Origin of the sequence: Enterococcus ureasiticus, assembly GCF_001730285.1 — a bacterium.
Classification (GTDB): domain Bacteria; phylum Bacillota; class Bacilli; order Lactobacillales; family Enterococcaceae; genus Enterococcus_L; species Enterococcus_L ureasiticus.
In genome coordinates this window covers 334,487-356,406 of record NZ_MIJZ01000013.1, presented here as the reverse complement: position 1 = coordinate 356,406, position 21,920 = coordinate 334,487, and the positions used below count along the sequence as shown (strand labels likewise).

21 protein-coding genes are annotated in these 21,920 nt (G+C 35.6%); 13 read left to right on the top strand and 8 right to left on the bottom strand.

What is annotated here, in order from left to right; translation table 11 throughout:
* Nucleotides 1-246: 246 nt before the first annotated feature.
* Nucleotides 247-1,053 carry a helix-turn-helix domain-containing protein gene (locus tag BCR21_RS10125; protein ID WP_069646341.1) on the bottom strand — a complete coding sequence of 269 codons (807 nt, stop codon included), beginning with the start codon at nucleotides 1,051-1,053 and terminating at the stop codon, nucleotides 247-249.
* A 115-nt stretch (nucleotides 1,054-1,168) separates the two neighbouring features.
* On the opposite strand from BCR21_RS10125, the gene BCR21_RS10120 reads away from it, so the two are divergent.
* Nucleotides 1,169-2,359: an MFS transporter gene (locus tag BCR21_RS10120; protein ID WP_069646340.1), complete on the top strand. Its 1,191-nt coding sequence runs from the start codon at nucleotides 1,169-1,171 to the stop codon at nucleotides 2,357-2,359.
* A gap of 245 nt (nucleotides 2,360-2,604) precedes the next feature.
* Here the strand turns inward: BCR21_RS10120 and fni are convergent, their stop codons facing one another.
* From fni to BCR21_RS10090, 6 genes are all read right to left on the bottom strand, one after another.
* Complete coding sequence (fni, locus tag BCR21_RS10115) at nucleotides 2,605-3,651, bottom strand: type 2 isopentenyl-diphosphate Delta-isomerase (RefSeq protein WP_069646339.1); 1,047 nt, start codon at nucleotides 3,649-3,651, stop codon at nucleotides 2,605-2,607.
* Entirely contained in the window at nucleotides 3,635-4,732 is a 1,098-nt protein-coding gene (locus BCR21_RS10110; RefSeq protein WP_069646338.1) for a phosphomevalonate kinase, read from the bottom strand. Before BCR21_RS10110 ends, fni begins: the two co-directional genes overlap by 17 nt.
* Nucleotides 4,729-5,727 (bottom strand): diphosphomevalonate decarboxylase, encoded by a 999-nt coding sequence (gene mvaD, locus BCR21_RS10105; protein ID WP_069646337.1) that lies wholly within the window; start codon nucleotides 5,725-5,727, stop codon nucleotides 4,729-4,731. The genes BCR21_RS10110 and mvaD overlap by 4 nt, the downstream gene beginning before the upstream one ends.
* Nucleotides 5,727-6,671 carry a mevalonate kinase gene (gene mvk / locus BCR21_RS10100; protein ID WP_069646336.1) on the bottom strand — a complete coding sequence of 315 codons (945 nt, stop codon included), beginning with the start codon at nucleotides 6,669-6,671 and terminating at the stop codon, nucleotides 5,727-5,729. The genes mvaD and mvk overlap by 1 nt, the downstream gene beginning before the upstream one ends.
* Nucleotides 6,672-7,003: 332 nt before the next feature.
* Nucleotides 7,004-7,639, bottom strand: a complete 636-nt coding sequence (locus tag BCR21_RS10095) for a pentapeptide repeat-containing protein (RefSeq protein WP_069646335.1) — start codon at nucleotides 7,637-7,639, stop codon at nucleotides 7,004-7,006.
* A gap of 39 nt (nucleotides 7,640-7,678) precedes the next feature.
* Nucleotides 7,679-8,737, bottom strand: coding sequence for an FUSC family protein (locus BCR21_RS10090; RefSeq protein WP_069646334.1), 1,059 nt, complete (start codon nucleotides 8,735-8,737; stop codon nucleotides 7,679-7,681).
* Between the two features lie 422 nt (nucleotides 8,738-9,159).
* Here BCR21_RS10090 and BCR21_RS10085 point away from each other — a divergent pair, with 422 nt between their 5' ends.
* The gene (locus tag BCR21_RS10085) at nucleotides 9,160-10,836 is read left to right on the top strand and encodes a peptide ABC transporter substrate-binding protein (protein WP_069646333.1); all 1,677 of its coding nucleotides are present in this window, start codon (nucleotides 9,160-9,162) and stop codon (nucleotides 10,834-10,836) included.
* 77 nt (nucleotides 10,837-10,913) lie between these two features.
* Here the strand turns inward: BCR21_RS10085 and BCR21_RS10080 are convergent, their stop codons facing one another.
* Nucleotides 10,914-11,261: a DUF3899 domain-containing protein gene (locus BCR21_RS10080; protein ID WP_069646332.1), complete on the bottom strand. Its 348-nt coding sequence runs from the start codon at nucleotides 11,259-11,261 to the stop codon at nucleotides 10,914-10,916.
* A gap of 81 nt (nucleotides 11,262-11,342) precedes the next feature.
* Here BCR21_RS10080 and opp1B point away from each other — a divergent pair, with 81 nt between their 5' ends.
* The 11 genes from opp1B (at nucleotide 11,343) to BCR21_RS10025 (ending at nucleotide 21,860) form a co-directional block, all read left to right on the top strand.
* Nucleotides 11,343-12,284 (top strand): oligopeptide ABC transporter permease Opp1B, encoded by a 942-nt coding sequence (opp1B, locus tag BCR21_RS10075; protein WP_069646331.1) that lies wholly within the window; start codon nucleotides 11,343-11,345, stop codon nucleotides 12,282-12,284.
* Nucleotides 12,284-13,336: an oligopeptide ABC transporter permease gene (opp3C, locus tag BCR21_RS10070; RefSeq protein WP_069646330.1), complete on the top strand. Its 1,053-nt coding sequence runs from the start codon at nucleotides 12,284-12,286 to the stop codon at nucleotides 13,334-13,336. The genes opp1B and opp3C overlap by 1 nt, the downstream gene beginning before the upstream one ends.
* A 5-nt stretch (nucleotides 13,337-13,341) precedes the next feature.
* Nucleotides 13,342-14,403, top strand: a complete 1,062-nt coding sequence (opp1D, locus tag BCR21_RS10065; protein ID WP_010771135.1) for an oligopeptide ABC transporter ATP-binding protein Opp1D — start codon at nucleotides 13,342-13,344, stop codon at nucleotides 14,401-14,403.
* Nucleotides 14,403-15,362 (top strand): ABC transporter ATP-binding protein, encoded by a 960-nt coding sequence (locus tag BCR21_RS10060; RefSeq protein ID WP_069646329.1) that lies wholly within the window; start codon nucleotides 14,403-14,405, stop codon nucleotides 15,360-15,362. Before opp1D ends, BCR21_RS10060 begins: the two co-directional genes overlap by 1 nt.
* An 896-nt stretch (nucleotides 15,363-16,258) precedes the next feature.
* Nucleotides 16,259-17,383 carry an RNA-guided endonuclease TnpB family protein gene (locus tag BCR21_RS10055; RefSeq protein ID WP_069646328.1) on the top strand — a complete coding sequence of 375 codons (1,125 nt, stop codon included), beginning with the start codon at nucleotides 16,259-16,261 and terminating at the stop codon, nucleotides 17,381-17,383.
* Nucleotides 17,384-17,652: 269 nt separating this feature from the next.
* Nucleotides 17,653-18,438, top strand: coding sequence for a Cof-type HAD-IIB family hydrolase (locus BCR21_RS10050; RefSeq protein ID WP_069646327.1), 786 nt, complete (start codon nucleotides 17,653-17,655; stop codon nucleotides 18,436-18,438).
* A 14-nt stretch (nucleotides 18,439-18,452) separates the two neighbouring features.
* Nucleotides 18,453-19,253: a Cof-type HAD-IIB family hydrolase gene (locus BCR21_RS10045; protein ID WP_069646326.1), complete on the top strand. Its 801-nt coding sequence runs from the start codon at nucleotides 18,453-18,455 to the stop codon at nucleotides 19,251-19,253.
* A 312-nt stretch (nucleotides 19,254-19,565) separates the two neighbouring features.
* Nucleotides 19,566-20,087 carry a translation initiation factor IF-3 gene (infC, locus tag BCR21_RS10040; protein WP_010762696.1) on the top strand — a complete coding sequence of 174 codons (522 nt, stop codon included), beginning with the start codon at nucleotides 19,566-19,568 and terminating at the stop codon, nucleotides 20,085-20,087.
* A 111-nt stretch (nucleotides 20,088-20,198) separates the two neighbouring features.
* On the top strand, nucleotides 20,199-20,399 hold the full coding sequence (gene rpmI, locus BCR21_RS10035; protein WP_010762697.1) for a 50S ribosomal protein L35: 201 nt from the start codon (nucleotides 20,199-20,201) through the stop codon (nucleotides 20,397-20,399).
* A gap of 132 nt (nucleotides 20,400-20,531) precedes the next feature.
* Entirely contained in the window at nucleotides 20,532-20,891 is a 360-nt protein-coding gene (gene rplT, locus BCR21_RS10030) for a 50S ribosomal protein L20 (RefSeq protein ID WP_069639337.1), read from the top strand.
* Nucleotides 20,892-21,191: 300 nt separating this feature from the next.
* Nucleotides 21,192-21,860 carry a CPBP family intramembrane glutamic endopeptidase gene (locus BCR21_RS10025; RefSeq protein WP_069646325.1) on the top strand — a complete coding sequence of 223 codons (669 nt, stop codon included), beginning with the start codon at nucleotides 21,192-21,194 and terminating at the stop codon, nucleotides 21,858-21,860.
* Nucleotides 21,861-21,920: the final 60 nt, after the last annotated feature.

Sequence of the window (21,920 nt, the reverse complement as noted above, 5' to 3'; positions counted from 1 at the left end):
TAATATATGAAAAAATAAGGTGTTTTTTCCATACTCTTAAAATATGGAAAAAGATAATTCTATAAGATAGATAATACTATTAGCGTTTTTTTCTAATAATCACACAACTCAATATAGTGAAAAAATGTATAAAGAGCTTGGACTAAATGAGTTAAGGAATGTCCGAAGACACGATATGTGTAATTACTGGCAATATTTTATTTACTATTGGTTATGCACAGAAAAATAAAACTGACAAGAATTTTATTATTGTCTTAGATGTCTTTTTAAAATAGTTAACTTATTTTGATAACCCAAATCAATTAATTTATTAAATAAATAATCAACTTGTTCTGTTTGATTTAAAACGAGGCAATCAATAAGTAGTTCTTGAAAAAGAAGGTTCTTTCTTTTGGCATCTCTTTTTCCTTCGAGTAAAACTTTTTTTGCGGATTCCCAGCGATTTTCGTTAATTAGCTGAATTCCATAATTCAAAGCCAAATGAACTCTATATTCTTTGGATATTGTAGAAACATCTTGTTTCGCTAGTTTTTTCATGACCTTTTTGTAGAGAATTTGATTTTCTGAATAATCAAATAGAGCTAAGAAGTTATTGTATAGCTGAAGTTCTCTTTTAAACCATTGTTCACTTTTGAAAAGAAGAGGCTTGATGTAAGCTTTAATTTCTTTGATAGTTAGGACAGTCTTTGATCCAGAAGTATTTAGCACATACTGTGATAACAAATATAATTCATAGTGTTTACTAGACAGATTTCTCACACTTGATATTTTTTCGTTGACTGCTTTTAAATCATCTAAACTACCGTAATTTTCTGATGCAACCAGTTCATCATATAGTATTTGATAATAAGTATCAGCTTGTTCACTCAAAGCTAAGAATTCATCGATAGTGACGTTTAAACGATTTAACAATTCTATAACTTTGTCGAATGCAGGAATGTAATGATCATTTTCAAAATTTGATAAGTTTGATCGAGACATGATGTTTTGAGCAAGATCAAACTGTGAGATACCTTTTGACTTTCTAATGGATTTAATAGTTTTTCCGTACATTTGATCTTCTCCTTTGTCAGTATTCTAACAAAAAAATCTAAGAGGCACAAATATAGTTTATATTAAAAAAAGATGTTTATGTTAATTGAAAATGAGTGATTAAAAGGAGGTTCTTATGTCAAAAATTTCAAAGTCAGCTATTATTTTATTAGTAGGAACACTATTTTCGCGAATAGCAATGTTTATGAGCATACCATTTTTGGCTATTTATTTAAGTAATGTTGCAATGTTGTCTCCGACACAGGTGGGATATATCATAGGTATTAATCCATTTGTAAATGTACTTTTTTCATTGGTTGTAGGTAAAGTGATTGATCGAGTTCAAGCGAAAAAAATATTAGTCATAATACCAATTATTTGGGGGATCGTTTTCATATTGTTTTCTTTTACTGAGCAATTTACTGGATTTATGGTGCTTAACGGATTAAATGGATTATGTTATGTAATTTATGAACCTTCGTGTAAAAAATCTTTGAGTTTGTATACTGAAAATGAGTCAAAGTTACTCATATTTAATTTACGTTATGCAGCGATCAATATTGGTGCAGTAGTAGGACCGTTAATGAGTATAGCATTGGGATTTCAAAACACAATTAAACCTTATCTAATTTTAGGATTTATTTATATTATTGTTGGATTAACTAATTTGTTTTTAAGAGAAATAGACGTTCTGAATAAAAATGGAATTGACCATAGGGCTTTAAAGACTCCAGTAAAAAAATCAATTATCTTTGATAAAAATTTTAAGCCACTTATCTTATTAATTCTTGGAGTCATGTTTTCATACTTTGGATATTCTCAATTTAATTCTACGATTTCGCAATATTTATCCCAAGATGATCTGGGCGGTATAGAAGTATATAGTTCATTATTATCATTCAGTGCATTAGCCATTATTATTTTTCAGTTTCCCATGATATATTTGACCAAAAGGTTTCAATCTAATTATGTTTTAACGGTCAGTAATGTTCTTTTTGCTAGTTGTTTATTAATCGTTAATTCTTTTCCAAATTACTTTTCTTTGGTATTGTTTACCATATTATATTCTTTTGGTGAACTACTTTTAGGTGCACGATTTGATTTTGCTATTGATCAAATTGCAAACGAACAAAATAAAGGAGCCTATTTTAGTTGGTCTGAGCTAACTAAAATTGGTTCTACTGCGGGACCTATAGTTGGAGGCTTACTTATCAGTAATTTTGACTGGGATCAGCATTTTCAGATATTCAGTATTTTAGGCATAATTACTATGATAGGATCAATTTTTATTTTATATTCAAAAATTGGTAATAACAAAATTTTTTAGTCATCATTGTTATGAATTTTTTTAAGTGAGGAGAAAGGTAAATTGAAGTATCGTTTAAGATAGAGTTCATTAATTGATGAAGAAAATAAAAAACCTTGTCACTAGATAACAACTTATGACAAGGTTTTTTATATTAGAATAGTACTATTTATATATAGTTTAAAGAGTTGCGTTAATAAGTAGGTTAGAATAAATTTCTTAATTTCTAATTTACCCTGTCTTACTTTTATTGAACGAACAGTCAGTCATTTACTTCTCTTAGCAAACGGTTGATAAGCAATACCACGGCTTTCACACCAATGAATGATCTCACTAGAAAAAATAATATCTGTCGTTGTCAGCTCAGCTGTCGTTTTTTTACCAAGCAAGGTATATAAAAGTTTAAGTTCATCTTCCCATTGTTGAACAAGGTCAATCGTTTCATCAAGACTATTTGTCATTAACTGATTTAAAATAGTTCCAGCCACACCAACACTTTTAGCACCTAAGCTAAGTGCTTTGACGATATCTAGTGACTGTCGAACACCACCAGAAGCTAAAACTGTTAGGTCGCGTTGCCAATTCATGGATTCTAATAGAGAGAGGACCGTTGATTGTCCCCAATCGGTTAAAAAGTCAAGCTCCCGTTTTTTACGACGGGCATTTTCGATTTGGGTAAAGCTTGTTCCACCTTGTCCGCTAACGTCAACCGCTTTGACACCACGCCAGACTAATTGCTCGATTGTTTCACTACTCATACCAAAACCAACTTCTTTCACAATAACTGGAACAGACAAATGAGAAACAATATCTTCAATATTATCTAGCCAACCATGAAAGTTACGATCACCTTCTGGCATTACTAACTCTTGCGGAATATTCACATGAATTTGCAGTCCATCAGCTTGAAAAAGATCGACCGCTTTTTTGGCTTCTTCTAAAGAAAGTCCAGCGCCAATATTTGCTAAAATTACACCGTCAGGATTTTCTTTACGCATGATTTGATAAGTATCTGCTAAATTAGGATCCTTCAAAGCGGCATTGACTGACCCTGTCGCCACCATCACACCCGTTTCTCTAGCGATGATGCCCAATTGCTGATTGATTTCTTTCGCGCGATCGCTACCACCAGTCATAGCATTGATATAAAATGGCTGTTTAAAGGAAAAATCAAGAAAAGAAGTTGAAATATCAACGTCATCCGTTGCTATTTCTGAAAATGAATGATGAACAAAACGAATTTGGTCGAAGTCGTTGGTTTTGTCTTTATGAAAGGCTTTAGCCAAAGAGATATGTTCATCTTTTCGATTCATCTTTTTCCTGCTTTCCGTAAAAATATACATGTAATGGTAAAGGCGTGATGCCTTCTTTTTCCCAAGAGCTCATTAATGGTAAAATACCCGATTTTTGTTTAAACAAGACAATTCCGCAATCGCCCCCGCCTGCACCAGATGATTTCGCTGCACCGCCGTAAGTTTGAGCTAAATTACATAATTTTTTAAGGGCAGGTGTTTCAATCGTAACACCTGTGATTGATGTTAATTGTTGGAGCAATTTACGGTTTTTTCGTATCTGTGCTTGAATCAATGAAATATTTTCGGTATTGAAGCCTGTAATCATTGTTTCAACACAAGCTTTACTGTCATCCAAAAATTGTTGGTATGCTGTTTCTTGTACTTCTTTTGATTGGTTGACTTGATCGACTAAATCAGAAGTAGAAGCAGGGCTTCCAGTCCAACCAATCAGCAGACGTAGTTTTTTTGGAACCGTTAAAGGTTGGATCATTAATTTTGGCCATGTTGCTTGAAGTAATGTTGTCAAAGTTTGTTTTTGTACTTGTTCATTGACCCATTGGTGGTCGAAAGTAGAAAAAGCAATCCAACCGCCATAGCAACTTGCCGCGATATCTCCACAGGAACCATTTCCTTGTACCTCTAAATGAGCTAGTGCAGAAAGTTTGAAAATTTCTTCTTCAGACAACTCTAAACCATAAAAAAGACTCAATGCTTTTACGGTTGCCACTGTTACAGCTCCGCTAGAGCCTAATCCATATTTTCGCCCATTTGAATTATCTAATTCACTGGTGACTTTCAAGTGGTAAAAAGATAATTCTTTGTATTGTTCTTGTGCATATTTCTCGGTTAAACGAATTGCTGCCAGTACGTAATGAAAGGGATTTTCCCGAATATCTAGAACCAGTTCATTGTTTCTTCTCGTCCAACGTACAGGTAGTGAACTAAATTGAGCAGACTGAATGCTGCCGACGTTTTCTGCTTTTTCAAGAGTAACCGTTACAAATTGATCTACTGCAACGATGATCGCCGGATGTCCAGGTTCAACAACGGCATATTCACCAGCAATAAACAGCTTGCCTGGTGTGGAAACTTCTATCATAATTCTTCCGACCTTTCTACAGGAATAGCTTCTATTCCTGGTCCTGCGTATGCTGCAATCAGCTGTTGCTGAGAAAAATGCTCTCCTAAAAAGTTCTTTAAAGCAGCTAAATTTTTCTTCTCTACTAAAATTTTAACATTCGGTCCAGCATCCATTGTAAAGTAACACGGTAGACCAACTTGTCTAGCTGAACGCACTAATTGCATAACTTTTAAGCTTTCAGGTGACCAGTAAGTAAAAGGTGGTACGGCGGCTAACGTCGTTCCATGCATGCGTAAACCATTTGCTTCAGTGACTTGACCTAGCTTATTAAAATCTTTTTCTGTGATTGCTTCTTTGGCTGTGGCTAAGTCTGCTTCGACACTTTCTAGCCAACCGGAATAAAAGCTTGATGTTTCTACTGTTCGTTTCATGCCATCACGACTGGAAATATCTTTTACGCCATCATCAACTAAAACGAAAAGCATCGCTAATTCGTCCTCCCATTGATTAGAAGGAATTATTTGGGCAAATGATGTCTGATCTGAGTCGCCTTTTTGCCATTCAGAAAATCCACCGAAAATACTACGACAAGCTGATCCCGAGCCGCGTCTAGCCAATCGGGACAACTCTGTTTCAGTTAATTGTAAATTCAGCGCTTCACTACATGCGCCAACGAGAGCTGCCAAACCACTAGCAGAAGATGCTAAACCGGCAGCTGTTGGGACAAAGTTTTGACTGTCGACTTTTGCAAAAAGAGACAGATTTTGTTGTTGTCGAACAAGGTTTAAGAATTTAGAAATTTTGGCAGTCTGCTTAAGATCTTGTTTTTTTCCATCTAAAAAGAAACTGTCCTCAGTCAAGGTTTCATCAAAATAGACACTTGTTTCGGTATAAAATGCATCTAATGTTAAAGAAAGACTGCTGTTCATAGGTAATATTAAGCGTTCATCTTTTTTTCCCCAATATTTTATCAACGCTATATTTGTATAGGCTCGTGCTTTTCCAGCGTACATTAATTTTTCACTCCTAATGATTGAATCCAAGTGGCTTTTGCACCTGCTAACTCTATCGCTTTAGCGATTTTTACCGCTTGCTCCTTAGAATCAGCTAAGGCGATCATACAACCGCCACGGCCACCACCTGTTAATTTTGCCCCTAACGCGCCATTTTCCTGAGCAGTAATGACTAAATGATCTAATTGATCATTACTGACGGTCAATGCTTTAAGCTGAACGTGTGCTTGATTCATGATTTTTCCCAATGAATAAGCATCATCTGTTAAAATAGCTTGTTTTGCAAGCTTAGTCAAGTGGCCTAACTCAGTAATATGTTGTGAAACGCTTTGTTTGTTTTCCTCAAAAAGATGAGCTACATCACTAACAGCCTCTCTTGTTTGACCTTTGATACCAGTGTCTGCAACGATCAAATAAGCATTGGAAACGTTCATTGGAAACGTTTCTAATGGTTGACCTTTTATGAAAAATAGCGATTCATTCCCACTAGTTGCGGCTGCATCAATGCCGCTAGGATTACCATGGGCAATTTTTTCTGCGCGATTGACTAAAGGAAGCAAGGTTTCCTGTGTGCAAGGAACATCGAAATAGTCAAATAATGCCCGAACGATAGAAACGGCCGCAGCAGCACTGGAACCCATTCCGCGTTCTGCTGGAATTGTACTGGTAATAGTGATTTTAAAAGTCGTATTTTCTTGATGAAGTACACTCAATGTTTGGTTGATGACTTCTTTGACACTTTTCAATTGAGGAGGCACTTCTGACAATTGTCCGGAAAAATAATGACAATCTAATATCATAGTAGTGTCAGATTCAACTTTTGTTGAAATATAAGTCTCTTGAAAAGGAAAAGCAATCGCAGGTTCACCATAAACGACTGAATGTTCACCCATCAATATAATTTTCCCAGAAGCTTGCCCATGACCAGTTTTTTCTTTATTCATTCTAATTAACAGTCCTTTTATTTAAATATCAAATGCGTGGTACTCTAAGGTAAAACCACAAGAATCTTAAACTGGACACCATAATTGACACTCATTTGATTAAGAGTATCATAAACGGTTTCTACCAGCAAAAGACCAAAAATATTGATCAAGACAGCATCCATATAAGTTAATATACAGTTCCCAAGCTATACTAGTTTACCAAAAAAGCATATGAAATAAAATTTTTAGTTTCTATATTAAAGAAAATATTAATTTCTAATTAATATTTGTATGCAAAAAAGAAAGCTTAGAGCTAAAATATCAAGCTCGGCTCCAAACTTTCTTCCTATTTAGTCTTCAATAACTAAGCCTAATCCTGCTGCAATCGTGATTGCTTGTTCTTGCGTGACTGTCAATCCTCGAAGTAACTCTTGGGAAAAGGCAATTCTTTCAAAAGTACTCTTAGTCAGATCAAGACCAGCCAATTTCGTATGAAACCAATTACTTCCAGTCAATGAACAGCTATCAAACAAAAGATTATTCCAAGTGACCTCAACGAATTCAGTATCATTCAAGCTCGTTTGTTGAAATTGAACGACTTTTTGATTTGTGGCACTAAAAGAAACATAATCAGCTAAACAATCTTCAAAAAAACAATCTCGCAAATAACTCTCAGCAAAATTTGTTCCTGTTAACTTACACTGACGAAAATGAACTTGGTGAAAACTAGCTCCGATCCATTCAGTATTGGAAAGGTCACAATGATCAAAAATTACATTACTACATTCAAAACGTTCAAGATGATTCCGATTCATCGTTATTTTTTCAAAGCGGCATTCTCTAAAAACTAAATTGCGTACATCTTGATAACTAAGGTCTTGATCTTTCAATGCTAAGCCTTCAATAATGAGTTCATCATCTAAAGAAATAAAATCAGTTTCAGTTAGCTGAGGCAGTAAAGGCGCGACCGGCTTTTTGATTTTCATAAATAAAACCTCCAAATTGTTATAGTAGAATAGATCGTATTATTCTGTTTCTTTATCTAAATTTTCATCTAATTGATACGCACGATTATAAAACTTTAAACAAGTCGTTAATACAAATGCACCTAAAAGTCCTAAAAGACTGCCCAAAACGATTCCAATCAAACGATAATTCAACAAACTCACTAAATATTGATGGCGGGCTAGATTCGCTAGTAACAAAGACATTGGCGTTGTAAAAAAATTTGCGATCGCATAATTTCGTCTAATAAAAAATTCTACAGTTAAAAAGAAAAAGCAAATCAGAAGAATGGTTTCTAAAGAAGTAAATGAAATACTCAACAAAAGAGCTGCGATCAACAAACCGATCATCGTACCTAAAATCCTCTGAATATTGCGATGCATGACTGCTCGTAAATTATCACCTTGTAACACAGCGGCACATGAAACAATCATCCAATAAGCATTGGTCAAATGCAACGATTGACTGATATAAGTTGCTAAAAATAAAATAGCAGCATAATGCAGAGCATCAAGAAGTGCGGCAGGATCCGTGTATAACCGCTCTTGTAAAGAAATTTTCTTTTCAGGCTCGACAGACTCTCCTTCAACAAAATACAAGATAACAGCTACAACAAGAGAGGTCAAAACCCCTAATAAAACATAACTCATCATGATTGGGACTTTCTCTAAAGGAATCTTAGTTCCACTGCCCATCGCGGTTACCATGACAATAAAAAAAGCCCCTGGCTTAGCGATTCTGTATAACCTAAAAATAATTCTGGCAAAAAATGCAATCAAAGCAATTGCGATGGGGATAACCCAAGGAATATGAGTACTAAGAACCCCTACCAGATTTCCAAAAAGTAAAAATCCGCCAATAGCACTTAAACGGATCAATAACTCTTTCAAAGGGAGTGATTGATAATAAAGGAAAGTAAAAATTCCGAGTGAGCCAAAACTGCCAATCAGTAAATTATTTGAAAAGTAACCAATGAATAATGGCACTGCCATACAAATGCCTGCACCAATCAAGCGAAAAGGTGCTTTTTGAGGTTTATGAAACGTAGTTAGTTCTTTGAAAAAAGATGAATGTTGCATCTCATCACTCCTTATTAATGTTGTGAAATATGAAAAATATTTTTTAAAACTGTTGGTGCTGAACAGTACTATTGAACAAAAATAGCTTGCTCCTACTATAGTATGTTTCTTCCAATACTAATCTAACATACTTTTTTATAAGAAGACAATCGCTTTTTTTACTAATTTGGCTTCACGGGCCAGCCTTTCGAAAAAAGAGAAAAACTGATCATGGCTAAACGAGCTTGTTCAACCTTTGAATACTGTTTCTAAGAAATCACTTCTAATGAAGATACAATTTAATGATGTGAGTATTAAAAAAAAATAAGATTATTCTTGATTTTTTAATTTAAAAATTGTAAACTATACCTCAGTACAATAAATAATTATTAAATTCTGATTTTTCAGAAAATACTTAGGGTAATTTTAGGGAGGAAAAAAGAATGAAGTTAAAGAAGTCATTTGCTTTTGGATTCATCACTTTATTTAGTTTAACATTAGCAGCATGCGGTAATGGTGGCACAAAAACAGACGATTCAGGCAGCTCAAAAGCAGCTGATGGAAAGCCAAGCGGAGAGCAAATTTTCCGTATTAATGAATTACAAGAAATGCCGAGTGCTGATTTATCAGTAGCAACAGACGTTATCAGTTTTACTGCTTTAAACAATGTTTATGAAGGAATCTATCGTTTGAATTTGGATAATAATCCAGAACCCGCTGGCGCTAGTGAAAAGGCAGAGGTCAGTGAAGATGGAATTACTTACAAAATTAAATTAAACGAAAAATCTCAATGGTCAGACGGTAAACCCGTAAAAGCAGAAGACTATGTTTATGGATGGCAACGTACAGTTGATCCAGCGACAGCTTCAGAATATGCCTACCTTTATGAATCTGTAAAAAATGGTGCAGATGTTGCAGCAGGTAAGAAAGACAAAGAAGAATTAGGAATCAAGGCGACTGGTGATTATGAATTAGAAATCACATTAGAAAAAGCAACACCTTACTTTGATTATCTATTAGCTTTCCCATCATTCTTCCCGCAAAGAAAAGATATTGTGGAAAAATATGGCAAAGAATATGCTACAACTAGCGAAAATTCAGTTTATAATGGACCATTCGTTTTAGCTGATTTCGACGGACCAGGAACAGATACAAAATGGTCATACAAGAAAAACAAAGATTATTGGGATGCAGATACTGTAAAATTGGATGAAGTACAAGTGAATGTAGTTAAAGAAGCACCGACTTCTTACAACCTATTCCAAGACGGACAAGCAGACGATGTTCAGTTGACTGGTGAACTAGCACAACAAGCAGCGAACGATCCACAACTTGTGATCCAAAAAGAAGCTTCTACACAATATATGGAATTGAACCAAATTGATGAAAATTCACCATATAGAAATGAAAATTTAAGAAAAGCTATTTCTTATTCAATCGACCGTAAATCTTTAGTTGAAAACATTTTAGGTGATGGATCAGTTGAACCTAAAGGATTAGTTCCAGCAAATATGTCTAAGTCTCCAGATTTAAAAGAAGACTTTGCAGAAGCTGCTGGCGACAAGATTGAATTTAATAAAGAAAAAGCCAAAGAGCATTGGGATAAAGCGAAGAAAGAATTGAATATCGATTCACTAGACATTGATATCTTATCTTCTGATGCTGACTCTTCTAAGAAGACAGTTGAATATATCCAAGGTGCAATTCAAGAAAACTTACCAGGAACAAAAGTAACAGTTAGTCCAGTACCATTTGCTGTTCGTTTAGATCGTTCTAACAAAGGCGATTTTAAAGCAGTTATTGGTGGTTGGGGAGCTGACTATGCAGATCCAAGTAGTTTCTTAGATTTATTCCAAACAGGCGTTCCATATAACCGTGGACACTACAGCAATCCTGAATATGATAAATTAGTAAAAGCTGCTGCAACTAAAAATGCGAACGATCCTGAAAAACGTTGGGCTGACATGGTAAATGCAGAGAAAACAATCATGGGTGACATGGGTGTGATTCCTCTTTATCAAAAAGCTGAAGCTCACTTACGTGCCGAAAAAGTTAAAGATGTTGGTTTCCATCCAGCAGGTGCGCAATACGATTACAAATGGACTTATATTTCAGAATAGTCTGAAATAGTTTTCAATAGTAAAAGGACCTTTGCCCTCTTTGAATAAAAAGGCAACGGTCCTCTTGCTATCTGTGCTCATAAAAAGTAAAATAATAAAGAAACAATAGAGACGATCAGTAAAATACCTCCAGTTTCAAGCCAGTAAAGCTGATGTGCTTTGCCAATCTCTGAAAATGGGATAAATTCTTTTGGTTCATTTTTCTTTCTAAAACGAAAATGCATTTTCATAAAACGTTGGAAATTATCAAAAAATCCAGAGGACATGATCCACATGGCTAAGCCGATAATCAGAAAGAATAATGAAACGATGAAGAAGGTATCAGATACAGAACGGATAGTCAGTGCCTGTTTTATCACTAGGTAAGTAAAAATACCGATGCTTGAGACCGCTGAGGTAATCAAGGGCCATTTTAAATTTTTCATGTGCTCATCCTTACTTAATTTTCTATCCTTACTTTATCGAAAAAAACTGATGAAGTCAAAATAATCTCGGAGGTGTCATTCTTGAACAGTTTTGGAAAATATTTTCTTAAACGGGTCTTCTTTATGATCATCACATTGTGGCTGATCGCAACGATTACGTTTTTCTTAATGCAATTATTACCAGGTACTCCTTATACCAACCAAGAAAAACTTAGTCCAGAAACAATTGCTATGTTGAACAAACAATCAGGTTTAGACAAACCAGTAATCGTTCAATATGGAATTTACTTAAAAAACCTTCTAGTTGGTGATTTTGGGATTTCATTCCAATTTAAAAACCAACCAGTAGCAAAACTTTTGGCAGGCCGTATCGGACCGTCAGTACAATTAGGAGCGCAAGCAATCGTCTTTGGTACGCTAGTAGGGATTTTACTAGGAATTATTGCAGCGATGCGCCAAAATACATGGGTAGATACATTAGCAACTTTAATGGCAATCTTAGGGCGTTCGATTCCTAACTTTGTTTTTGCGGTATTACTGCAATATATCTTTGCCATGAAATTAAAAGTGTTGCCAATCGCGATGTGGAATGGGTTTGCTTATACGATTTTACCAACGATTGCATTAGCAATGAGTCCAATGGCCGATTCCGCCAGGTTTATACGAACCGAGATGGTCGAAGTTTTACATAGTGATTATGTAGAGTTAGCTCGTGCAAAAGGCTTGAGCCGCTGGCAAGTTGCCGTGAGACATGGACTTAGAAATAGTTTGATTCCTTTGATCACGTTACTCGGTCCATTAGCTGTTGGTTTGATGACAGGGTCTTTAGTTGTTGAAAATATTTTTGCTATCCCAGGTATTGGGGAGCAGTTCGTAAAATCAATCATGACTAATGACTATCCAACAATTATGGCTGTAACTATTCTATATTCTGCTTTACTAGTATTCGTAATCTTGATCGTTGATTTACTTTATGGATTGATTGATCCAAGAATTCGTGTTTCAGGAGGTGCCAAAGGTTAATGGAAATAGTAGACTTGAATAATGTCCCAGAAAAAATCAAAGAAATACCAGCAAATGAATTCCAGCCTTTGGATACATCAACAACAAAGGAACGTGAACGAATTGCAACACCGTCACTAAGCTTTTTACAAGATTCTTGGCGTCGTTTGAAAAAGAATAAAGCTGCCGTGATTTCCTTGATCCTTTTAGGAATCATCATCTTTATTTCAATTATAACAATTTGGGTTTCACCACATGATCCAACCCAGCAAAATGTTGCGTATATCAACTTACCACCGCGTATTCCGTTTTTAGATAGTATCAATGGATTTAACGGTACAGCTAATGTTGCTGGTAAAATGGTAGACAAATACGCACAAGCTAATGTTCCTGATAATGTGAATTTCTACCTTGGAACAGATGGGTTAGGCCGTGATGTGTTGAGCCGTTTATTCATGGGAACCCGTATCTCATTATTGATCGCATTTATCGCAGCGTTACTTGATATTACAATCGGTGTAACGTACGGTTTGATTTCAGGATTATTAGGCGGACGTGTCGATACAGTGATGCAACGTGTTTTAGAAGTTCTTTCAGGAATTCCTAACCTTGTTGTGATGATCTTGATGCTGACTGTTTTTGATCCAGGTATTTTATCAATCGTTTTAGCGATGGTGATTACCAACTGGATTTCAATGGCCAGAATCGTTCGAGCTCAGACCTTGAAACTAAAAGATCAAGAGTTCGTTTTAGCTGCCCAAACATTAGGTGAATCTCGTTTGAAGATCGCTGTTAAACATATTTTACCGAATATTTCCAGCGTAATTATCGTTCAAATGATGTTCAGTATCCCGTCAGCAATTTTCTTCGAAGCGTTTCTAAGTTTCATCGGTTTAGGATTAAGACCGCCGACCGCTTCACTTGGAACATTATTAAATGAAGGATATAAAACGTTCCGTTTCCTTCCATATTTGATGTGGATTCCTGCCGTAACTTTGTCAGTTGTAATGATTTGTTTCAACTTGTTAGCTGACGGACTACGTGATGCCTTCGATCCTAAGATGAAAGAGTAGAGTGAATGACTATGGAAAAAGTATTAGAAGTAAAAGACTTACAGATTTCTTTTGATACGTTTGCTGGAAAAGTAAATGCTATTCGTGGTGTTAGCTTTGAGCTGTTCAAAGGGGAAACTCTTGCGATCGTAGGAGAATCTGGTAGTGGTAAATCAGTAACTACTAGAAGTATCATGCGATTATTGAGCAGCAATGCGAACATCGATAATGGAGAAATTCTGTTTAAAGGTGAAGATATCGTACACAAAACGGAAAAACAAATGCAAACCATTCGTGGGAAAGAAATTGCAATGATTTTCCAAGATCCAATGACGTCATTGGATCCAACAATGCCGATTGGCAAACAAGTAGCTGAATCGTTGATCAAACACAATAAAGTATCAAAAAAAGAAGGTTTGGATCAAGCTTTAGAACTATTGAAATTAGTAGGAATTCCAAACGCTGAAAAACGTTTGAAAAACTATCCTCACCAATTTTCAGGTGGACAACGTCAACGAATCGTTATCGCGATCGCTTTGATTTGTTATCCGGAAGTTCTAATTGCAGATGAGCCGACAACTGCCTTAGATGTAACGATCCAAGCACAAATCTTAGAACTATTAAAAGACTTACAACAAAAAATCAGCACATCAATCATTTTTATCACCCATGATTTAGGGGTGGTAGCAAACGTGGCTGATCGTGTAGCAGTTATGTATGGCGGACGTTTAGTGGAAGTGGGAACATCAGAAGAGATTTTCTACAATCCGCAACATCCATATACGTGGGGCTTACTAGGCTCAATGCCGACTATGGAAGGAACCGAAGACAAGCTATATGCGATTCCTGGTTCACCTCCCGATTTGTTAGACCCGCCAAAAGGAGATGCTTTCTATCCGCGTAATGAGTTTGCGATGAAAATCGATGCAGAAGAAGCACCACCTTATTTTGAAGTATCACCAACTCATAAAGCTGCAACGTGGTTATTAGCACCACAAGCACCAAAAATCACCCCTCCAGCTGAAATTGTAAGACGTTGGGCGATTTATGCTGAGCGCCATAATACAACTGCAGGAGGCGTTAAATAATGAGTGAAAAAAGAAAAGTACTTTTAGATGTTAAAGGACTAAAACAATATTTTAACGTGGGACGTCCTGACGAAGTTAGAGCTGTTGACGATATCAGTTTCCATATCTACGAAGGTGAAACGTTCGGATTGGTTGGAGAATCTGGTAGTGGTAAATCAACAACCGGACGTAGTGTGATTCGTTTATACGATCCGACTGCTGGGGAAATCGTTTTTAACGGTGATGACATCAGTAAAATTCGTTCAAAATCAGGAATGCAGGCATTCCGTCGTGAAGTTCAAATGATCTTCCAAGATCCTTATGCTTCACTAAATCCAAGAATGAAAGTCAACGATATCATTGCTGAAGGAATCGACATTAATCACTTGGCAAAAGATGCTGCTGAACGTGAAGCTAAAGTTAACGAATTATTAAAAGTCGTTGGACTTGACCCGAGCCACGGCACACGTTATCCACATGAATTTTCAGGTGGTCAACGCCAACGTATCGGGATTGCGAGAGCCTTAGCTGTTGATCCGCGCTTCATCATCTGTGATGAGCCGATTTCAGCTTTGGACGTATCGATTCAAGCTCAAGTTGTCAATTTATTACAGGACTTACAAAAAGATGCTGGTTTGACTTATTTGTTTATTGCACATGATTTATCAATGGTAAAACATATTAGTGACCGTATCGGTGTTATGCATAGTGGTAGATTATTGGAAATGGGTTCAAGTGATGATGTGTATAACTTTGGTGTGCATCCGTATACTGAAAGCTTGTTATCAGCTATTCCGTTACCTGATCCAGATTATGAACGTACACGTAAACGTATTGTTTATAAACCACAACCAGAAGATAACAAAGAACGTAAACTAAGAGAAATCACGCCAGAACATTATGTTTATTGTTCTGAAGATGAAGTTGATGTTTATCGTAAAAAAATTGAAGAGAAAAAAGCCAGAGCGAATCACGAATAGTCGTTTTGCAAAAGAAAGACTAGCTAAGAAAAGAACTATTTTTCTTAGCTAGAATTTTTAAACCTAAGATGAATGAATCTTTTTTCTTCGTGATATAATCATTTTAGAAAAGCTTCGTGAGCTAAGCGGTTCATTCAGTTTTTTACTTAATCTAGCTTCATGAGCTAGCCTTTCGGAAAAAAGATAAAATCTGATTGTGGCAGAAAGCGCCACCCTCATATTTTCCTATTTTTCTGTCAAGGCTGAACGAGCTCATTCAGTTTTTTACTTAATCTAGCTTCATGAGCTAGCCTTTCGGAAAAAAGATAAAATCTGATTGTGGCAGAAAGCGCCACCCTCATATTTTCCTATTTTTCTGTCAAGGCTGAACGAGCTCATTCAGTTTTTTACTTAATCTAGCTTCATGAGCTAGCCTTTCGGAAAAAAGATAAAATCTGATTGTGGCAGAAAGCGCCACCCTCATATTTTCCTATTTTTCTGTCAAGGCTGAACGAGCTCATTCAGTTTTTTACTTAATCTAGCTTCATGAGCTAGCCTTTCGGAAAAAAGATAAAATCTGATTGTGGCAGAAAGCGCCACCCTCATATTTTCCTATTTTTCTGTCAAGGCTGAACGAGCTCATTCAGCTTTTTGCTTAATCTAGCTTCACGGGCTAGCTCCTCGGAAAAAAGATAAAATAAGAGTGAGACAAAAAACGTCTCAATCGTATTTTCCTATTTTTCAGTCGGAGCTGAACGAGCCCGTTCAGCTTTTTACTTAATCTAGCTTCACGGGCTAATCTCTCGGAAAAAAGATAAAATCTAAATGAGGCAAAAAGCACCTCAGTTAGATTTTCCTATTTTCCAGTCGAGACTAAATGAGCCCGTTCAGCTTTTTATTGGTAGGGTGGTATTCTAATGAAGGTATTAAAGGCGTATAAATACAGACTTTACCCTACTCTGCTGCAAGAAGAATTCATAAAAAAAACGTTCTCTTGTGTTCGACTTGTACATAATCTTTTATTACAGGAAAGAATTCAACTTTATAAGGAACTGAAAAATAATCCTGATTTAAAAGTGAAGTTGCCAACACCGGCTCAATATAAAAAAGAGCATCCTTGTTTAAAGGAAGTGGATAGTTTGGCATTATCAAATGCGCAGGTTTACTTGGACCGTGCTTTCAAAAAATTTCATAGAGAAAAAACGGTGGGTTTTCCTAGGTTAAAACAAAAGAAAAACGCTGTCACATCTTACACAACGAATAATCAAAATGGGACAATTAAAATTATTGACGAAAAATATTTAAAAGTACCTAAACTGAAATCGTTGATTAAAATGAAATTGCATCGTCCGGTAATAGGGAAAATAAAGTCAGCAACAATTTCTTTGACCCCGAGTAATAAGTATTTTGTTTCGATTCTTTGTGAAGAGGAGATTCCTAAAGTTGAAAAGACATATTCAGCAATCGGGATAACATTAGGAGCTTCGGAATTTGCTGTATTATCAAATGGTAAACGTATCGATAATGATAAATTTACAAAAGAATTTGAACAGCGAATCACTAGAGAGGAAAGAAAATTAACACGTCGAAAAGAAATTGCTAAATCAAAAAACACAGAATTGTCACAGCAAAAAAATTATCAGAAGCAAAAACTGAAAGTTGCAAAAATGCGGGAAAAGTTAATGAATCAACGAATCGATTTTCTGAATAAAATCACGACAGAAATTGTTAGACAATATGATTTGATTTGTATAGAAGATATTCATCAAGCAGACTTTTTCAGAAATTCAAAATTGCATCGAGGGGTTTCAGATGTTTCTTGGGCACTATTTGTATCAAAACTTGAATATAAAGCAGCATGGTATAAGAAAAGATTGATCAAAGTTTCAGCATGCGGAAAATGTTCGGAACATTCAGATAATAGTTTGGTGAGCCAAATATTCACTCAAGATATCAATGAGAAAAAAGGGCAGCATGATCCTGAGACTGCTGCTAGTATTCAAGTCTTGATACAAGGATTGAAAGATACAAAAGCCAATTAAAAAATGAAGAACTGTAGGGACTACAGGGATAGCCTAGGGTATATAAGATAGATATAGCGTTTAGTCGATCATTTATCTTTTTCTAGGAAATTTCTAGTTAAATAGAAATAGTTCACTAATTATTAGTTGATGAAAAATAAAAAGTCGAACTTTATTCTACTCGTTTAAACAAGAAATTGTTTACACAAACTAGAATAAAGTTTTTTGTTCTATGGACTAAAAAGTATAGTACAATAATAGTAAGTGAAGATAGGAAAAAGAGGGAAGTCATGAACAACTACAAAGCACTTGTTTTCTTTGATTTGGATGGGACATTATTAGATGCTGATTCTAAAATACCTATAGAAAATCATCAAGCGATTGCACAATTAAAGAAAAATAATATCTTACCACTGATCGCAAGTGGCCGTTCTCCAGAGGAAATCAAACAAATCACCAAAGGCGCATCCATTGATTCGTATGTAAGTTTAAATGGTCAGTTTAATGTCGTTGAAAATGAAGTTGTCTCAAAACATGCAATACCCTTGAAACAGATTCAAGAATTGATGGCGCTTTCTGAATCGTTAGGTCATTCCTTGGCATGTTATACTGAAACTGAATATGCTGCTCGTTATTCGACTGAGAGTATGGAAAAATTATATCAATTAGATCATGCACCATTGCCGCAAATTTCAGCAGATTTCCACAAGAAATATGAAATCTACATGATTTATCTTTTTTCAGAGGATGAAGGAAAAGATTTAGTATATCGAGAAAAATTTGCTGAGACATTTACCTTTTTTAGAGACAGTCCATATTCACTGGCAGTTGTGCTGAACGGTCAGTCAAAAAAAGCCGGAATCCAAGAAGTAATTAAAACATTAGAATTGGACCATCTACCAACCTATGCATTTGGTGATGGAAACAATGATTTAGGAATGTTTGAAGCAGTGGATACGGCAATTGCAATGGATAATGCTTCAGCGCATGTAAAAAGTCATGCTGATTATATTACAAAGTCTCATCTGGAAGATGGCATTCGTTTTGGATTAAAACATTTTGAGTTACTAGACTGAAAGGAAGTAGAAAAATGACAGTAAAAATGATTGCAGTAGACATGGATGGAACGTTTTTGAACAGTCAACAAGATTACGACCGAGAAAAATTTAGTCAGTTGTATCAGGTAATGAAGCAACAAGGGGTTCGCTTTGTTATAGCTAGCGGAAACCAATACTATCAACTTAAATCTTTTTTTCCTGAAATTGAAGGAGAATTATCATTTGTAGCAGAAAACGGAGCGTATGTTGTTAGTGAAGGTGAAGAAATATTCACAGGTGAAATAGATCCTGAAATCATTCAAGAGGTTCTGACTATTTTAGCCAAGTTCAAACAAGGACATACGATTCTGTGTGGGAAAAACAGCGCTTATGTTAATGAAGATGAGCCAGACTCTTTTATTGAACATGGTCAGAAATATTACCATCGATTAAAAAAAGTTCCTAATTTGTTTGACGTAAAAGACGATACTTTGTTCAAGTTTGCTTTGAGTTTTCCTGTTGAACAAGTGCCAGAAGTACTTGTTCAGCTGCATGAAGCATTAGGAGATAAGGTTATTCCAGTTTCTAGTGGGCACGGTGATATTGATTTGATCATTCCAGGAATCCATAAAGCTCATGGCTTGATGAAGCTACAAGAGTTGTGGGGAATAAAAAATCACGAAGTGGCAGCTTTTGGTGATAGCGGTAATGATCTGGAGATGTTGAAACATGCGGGATATAGCTACGTTATGAGTAATGGACAACCGAGGGTAAAAGTAGCGGCTAAAGAAATTATTTTATCCAACGATGAAAATGGTGTACTTCTTAAAATAGAAGAACTACTTGGAAATTAAAGAATAATGTTTGAGACAGAAATCCATTTTTTCAAAATCATGGGTTTCTGTCTCAATTAGAAAAAAACATTGACAAGCTTTTGTAAATATCGTATACTGTTAAAGTTGAGAAATGAAAGCAGAAGCACCCGCTTCTCGCCTTAGCTGACAGTGTCACTGGGCTGGATATAGGATTCTTTATATCATTTGATATGAGTCCGAATCATCGCGGGATCTGTATACAGAGCCTGTTTTTTATTGTATTTTTTACGATAGCAGACTTTTGGAAAAAGAGTTTCAGCATTGATTTTCTCTTAATAAACTTGGAGGTGAATGACCATAGCAAAGGATATGATGGTGAACGACGGCATTCGTGCACGCGAGTTACGTTTGATCGGACAAGATGGCGAACAATTAGGTGTAAAAACAAAAGTGGAAGCATTACAAATTGCTGAAACAGCCAACCTAGATTTAGTTCTAGTAGCACCTACTGCGAAACCGCCTGTTGCGCGAATTATGGATTACGGGAAATTCCGTTTCGAAACGCAAAAGAAAGAGCGTGAAGCTCGTAAGAAACAAAAAGTGATCAACGTAAAAGAAGTACGTTTAAGTCCAACAATTGATTTAAATGACTTCAATACAAAACTTCGTAATGCACGTAAATTCTTAGAAAAAGGCGATAAAGTGAAAGCTTCGATCCGTTTCAAAGGCCGTGCCATTACCCACAAAGAAATTGGTCAGAAAGTTCTTGATCGCTTAGCGGAAGAAACTGCAGATATTGCTACAGTGGAACAAAAAGCGAAAATGGACGGACGCAGCATGTTCCTAACGCTGGCACCGAAGAATGAAAATTAAGCTAATAAGCTGATAACTAGTTAATGAAAATTTTTGAGGATGCTAGTTCAACTTTTTCAACTAATTTAGTTGAACTGTATGCGAAATGAAAATGTAGGAGGAAAATTAGTCATGCCAAAACAAAAAACACACCGCGGATCAGCAAAACGTTTCAAACGTACTGGTAACGGCGGGTTAAAAAGATTCCGTGCGTTTACAAGTCACCGTTTCCACGGTAAAACAAAAAAACAACGTCGTCAATTGCGTAAAGCAGGAATGGTTTCATCAGGCGATTTCAAACGTATTCGTCAACAATTAGCAAGAATGAAGTAAAAAAGCTTTTAGGATGATTTCCTGAAGCATTTAGTAACAAAGCTTGCTGAATTTGAGAATGAAATAATTCATGCAACAACTTAGCAATTAAAATAACTCATAGAGATAACAGATATTTAGGAGGAATTAACCATGGCACGTGTTAAAGGTGGCGTAGTAAGCCGTAAACGTCGTAAAAAGATCCTTAAATTAGCGAAAGGCTATTACGGATCAAAACATACTTTATTTAAAACAGCAAAAGAACAAGTAATGAAATCTTATAGTTATGCATACAGAGATCGTCGTCAAAAGAAACGTGATTTCCGTAAATTATGGATCGCTCGTATCAATGCAGCGGCTCGTATGAATGGCTTGAGCTATTCTAAATTAATGCACGGTTTAAAATTGGCAGAGATTGATATCAACCGCAAAATGTTAGCTGAATTAGCTGTTAACGATGCAGCAGCATTTACTGCATTAGCTGACCAAGCTAAAGGTGCTTTAGCTAAATAATGACTGAATAGAAATGTCCTTTTCGTATGAAAGGGACATTTTTTTTGTTTTAAAAAAATTATGAAGAGGCTTATAGTAATGGTTCTTATTTTTACTATTTCGTTATCATTTGAAGTGAAAATAACTAATACCTTAAAGCTTGTTTCCGATATCAAAGGATACCCTTATAATAGAGGCAAACAGCTAGCTAAAAAATCTTTGCCTCAACATTTACTTTTAAGACTATTTTACTATATAGCTTTAGTCTGATAAGATAAAAGTGATATATATTTTTTATTTTATAAAAAGGAGAGTAATGGGATGGAGTATGTTAAAAAGTTTTTTGTTTTAGTTGGTTTATTTTTAGTAAGTCAGGTTGGTATGACTGCATTTTCGGTTGTAAAAATTATTTCTCAAAGTATGGGAGAAACAAATTTATCGTTGTTTGTATCGATTTTATTGATCCTGTTGGTTATCGGGAACATCTGGTTGCTGATATTTCTAGGAAAAAAACTAGAATTCTTAAACTTAAAATGGGATTTTTTCACTAAACGAAATGTGGGGATTATTCTAGGCGGTTATATTTTAGCAAGGGTGATTGCGATTGGAGGAACACTTTTGTTAAATACTCAAGGATCGGAAAGTACAGCAAATGATGCTGTGATTCAAACGATATTTACAGGAGAAAATCCTCTATTGATTATTTTGTTGATTGGAATTTCGGCACCCATTATGGAAGAAATTGTGTTTAGAGGTGGTATTATCGGCTATTGGTTAGAAAAATTTCCAATGGTTGCCATTGCACTTAGCTCGATTTCATTTGGATTGATTCATGGTCCTACCAATTTAATTAGTTTTTTGATTTATGGTTTGATGGGCTTGATTCTTTCAATGGCTTATTATAAAACGAAACGTTTAGAAGTTAGTATGTCAATTCACTTTTTAAATAATATTTTAGCAGCGATCGTGCTCGCTTTTGGGATGATGTAGTGAGATGAGAATAAAGAAAAAAACGAGAAATCCATAGTTGATTTTTCGTTTTTTTATACA

Coding starts and splice junctions, on each gene's coding strand:
- BCR21_RS10085 (WP_069646333.1), top strand. CDS start 9,160: ATGAAGTTAAAGAAGTCATTTGCTTTTGGATTCATCACTTTATTTAGT.
- rpmI (WP_010762697.1), top strand. CDS start 20,199: ATGCCAAAACAAAAAACACACCGCGGATCAGCAAAACGTTTCAAACGT.
- BCR21_RS10090 (WP_069646334.1), bottom strand. CDS start 8,737: ATGCAACATTCATCTTTTTTCAAAGAACTAACTACGTTTCATAAACCT.
- BCR21_RS10125 (WP_069646341.1), bottom strand. CDS start 1,053: ATGTACGGAAAAACTATTAAATCCATTAGAAAGTCAAAAGGTATCTCA.
- BCR21_RS10045 (WP_069646326.1), top strand. CDS start 18,453: ATGACAGTAAAAATGATTGCAGTAGACATGGATGGAACGTTTTTGAAC.
- BCR21_RS10095 (WP_069646335.1), bottom strand. CDS start 7,639: ATGAAAATCAAAAAGCCGGTCGCGCCTTTACTGCCTCAGCTAACTGAA.
- rplT (WP_069639337.1), top strand. CDS start 20,532: ATGGCACGTGTTAAAGGTGGCGTAGTAAGCCGTAAACGTCGTAAAAAG.
- mvaD (WP_069646337.1), bottom strand. CDS start 5,727: ATGTACGCTGGAAAAGCACGAGCCTATACAAATATAGCGTTGATAAAA.
- BCR21_RS10025 (WP_069646325.1), top strand. CDS start 21,192: ATGGAGTATGTTAAAAAGTTTTTTGTTTTAGTTGGTTTATTTTTAGTA.
- infC (WP_010762696.1), top strand. CDS start 19,566: ATGACCATAGCAAAGGATATGATGGTGAACGACGGCATTCGTGCACGC.
- BCR21_RS10080 (WP_069646332.1), bottom strand. CDS start 11,261: ATGAAAAATTTAAAATGGCCCTTGATTACCTCAGCGGTCTCAAGCATC.
- BCR21_RS10060 (WP_069646329.1), top strand. CDS start 14,403: ATGAGTGAAAAAAGAAAAGTACTTTTAGATGTTAAAGGACTAAAACAA.
- fni (WP_069646339.1), bottom strand. CDS start 3,651: ATGAATCGAAAAGATGAACATATCTCTTTGGCTAAAGCCTTTCATAAA.
- opp1D (WP_010771135.1), top strand. CDS start 13,342: ATGACTATGGAAAAAGTATTAGAAGTAAAAGACTTACAGATTTCTTTT.
- opp3C (WP_069646330.1), top strand. CDS start 12,284: ATGGAAATAGTAGACTTGAATAATGTCCCAGAAAAAATCAAAGAAATA.
- BCR21_RS10050 (WP_069646327.1), top strand. CDS start 17,653: ATGAACAACTACAAAGCACTTGTTTTCTTTGATTTGGATGGGACATTA.
- BCR21_RS10055 (WP_069646328.1), top strand. CDS start 16,259: ATGAAGGTATTAAAGGCGTATAAATACAGACTTTACCCTACTCTGCTG.
- mvk (WP_069646336.1), bottom strand. CDS start 6,671: ATGAATAAAGAAAAAACTGGTCATGGGCAAGCTTCTGGGAAAATTATA.
- BCR21_RS10110 (WP_069646338.1), bottom strand. CDS start 4,732: ATGATAGAAGTTTCCACACCAGGCAAGCTGTTTATTGCTGGTGAATAT.
- BCR21_RS10120 (WP_069646340.1), top strand. CDS start 1,169: ATGTCAAAAATTTCAAAGTCAGCTATTATTTTATTAGTAGGAACACTA.